Raw genomic sequence first — 1,685 nt, 5'->3', positions numbered from 1 at the left:
TTCTTCATAAAGCCTCTTCTTAGTAAATTGATGCAAAAATAGCGTTCTTAATGCATATATACGCATTTATGCATAGATTCGTAGTTTCACCCTAAGGCGCGGGTAAATTAATACAGAGAAACCCCTATTGATGGGCGATTTATCAGTATTATCATGGCAGGAAGCTAGCGGTAATTGCTACCCAAAATCCCCTTAATAATGGAGTTTTAATGAAAAATAGTCGCCGTCAATTCATGATTTTGTCTGCAGCTGGTGCTTGTACATTGGCTTTGAACGGTAAAGTTCAAGCTCAAGCAATGGTTGCCGAAACTGATCCACAAGCTGCTGCTTTAGGCTACAAGGCTGATGCCTCTAAAGTGGATAAAGCAAAATATCCAAAGTATGCTGCTGGCCAAAAGTGTGAAAACTGCGCTTTGTATCAAGGTAAACCTGGTTCTGCTGCTGGTGGTTGCTCTTTGTTTGGTGCTAAGCAAGTTGCTGGCCCAGGCTGGTGCTCTGCTTACGCTAAGAAGGCTTAATGCTTAATTAGTTGAAGTTCTAAAAAGCTGCCTAGGCAGCTTTTTTCTTGCCTAAATAGTTACATACTTGCCTGTGAGAACGCTTTTAGCTTCTCAAGACTAGGTATTTGAATGCTAAGACGAGTGACATTTGAAATAATCCCTTGATCAGCCATAGATGCAAGCGCCCTACTGATAGTCTCAAATTTCACATCCATCATTAAACCCATATCTTCCCTCTTAAATAATGGGGCGACTGCCATATCACCAGAAACTTTAGCGGTCCTGAGGAAGAAGCGCGCAAGACGTACTTCAATCCTACCCGTATTAATTTCAGAAAACCAAGATTCCGATTGGGCAAGTGCTTCTCCCCACTTCTTAACAATCTGACGATGCAAGCGTGGTGACTCTTCGCCCAAAGAAGAGATGATTTTTTTAGGGATACGGCAGAGATGGATATTGGATAGCGCGGCTGCTGAATGGGCATAACTGTCACCTAAGAGCGCCTCCATACCAAATAGATCTCCAGGAACTACTAAGCGGACAATTCTTCCAGATCCATCTGAATTAATATGAAGTAACTTGATATACCCATCCCTCAAGGTATAGAGGAAATCAGCAGCTTCGCCCTGGTTGTAAATTCCCGAATGCGCCTCAAATCGAAGGTCATCAATTGGCTCATGTATTTTGGAAAAATCATCTTCATTTAATTCAGCAAAGAGTGCAGAGCTTCTGATAGAGCAAGCATTACAGTCGCTGTTGCCTTGCCAAGCACTTTTGATCTCGATGGTTTTCATGCGATTTTTTTGGCAACCATGCCGAGTAAAGCTGACATGCCAGTATGTCTAGCACCTTCAGATAATTCTTTTTCGTAGCACTGAAGATCTAGGATTTCAAAGTCGCAACTAAGTTCACGAATCATCTCTTCGGTATAGAGGTGCTCGATTAGAGATGGTCCACCAGTCTTGTATTCCAACTGCTTGGGCGTGTAGCCCTGAAGAATAAATATACCGCCGGGTTTCAAAGCCTGATGTACTTGCTTAAAAATCCTAACTCGCATTTCTGGATCAGCAAATTGTATAAAAATAGCAATGATTGCATCATAGGAATTGGTCTTCCAGTCAAACCCATCCGTATCACAAAGACTATATTCAATATTGACTTCGCTATCTTTCGCAAACTGTTTCG

At 42.0% G+C, this 1,685-nt stretch carries 3 protein-coding genes; 1 reads left to right on the top strand and 2 read right to left on the bottom strand.

Going from position 1 to position 1,685, the window contains the following annotated elements:
* Positions 1-209 precede the first annotated feature (209 nt).
* Complete coding sequence (locus B7Y67_RS17280; protein ID WP_293599688.1) at positions 210-518, top strand: high-potential iron-sulfur protein; 309 nt, start codon at positions 210-212, stop codon at positions 516-518.
* Positions 519-577: 59 nt separating this feature from the next.
* Here the strand turns inward: B7Y67_RS17280 and B7Y67_RS17275 are convergent, their stop codons facing one another.
* Both B7Y67_RS17275 and B7Y67_RS17270 read right to left on the bottom strand, forming a co-directional pair.
* Positions 578-1,294 carry a Crp/Fnr family transcriptional regulator gene (locus B7Y67_RS17275; protein ID WP_215300830.1) on the bottom strand — a complete coding sequence of 239 codons (717 nt, stop codon included), beginning with the start codon at positions 1,292-1,294 and terminating at the stop codon, positions 578-580.
* Positions 1,291-1,685: class I SAM-dependent methyltransferase (locus tag B7Y67_RS17270; RefSeq protein WP_293599687.1), on the bottom strand; the 395-nt coding region annotated here is incomplete at its 5' end. The genes B7Y67_RS17270 and B7Y67_RS17275, both read right to left, overlap by 4 nt.

This window comes from Polynucleobacter sp. 35-46-11 (assembly GCF_002281105.1).
The sequence above is the reverse complement of the archived record's forward strand: the minus strand, read 5'-3'. Positions and strand labels throughout refer to the sequence as shown.

What these genes read in the sequence shown, in the direction of transcription:
- B7Y67_RS17280 (WP_293599688.1), top strand. Translation starts at nt 210, where the DNA reads ATGAAAAATAGTCGCCGTCAATTCATGATTTTGTCTGCAGCTGGTGCT.
- B7Y67_RS17275 (WP_215300830.1), bottom strand. Translation starts at nt 1,294, where the DNA reads ATGAAAACCATCGAGATCAAAAGTGCTTGGCAAGGCAACAGCGACTGT.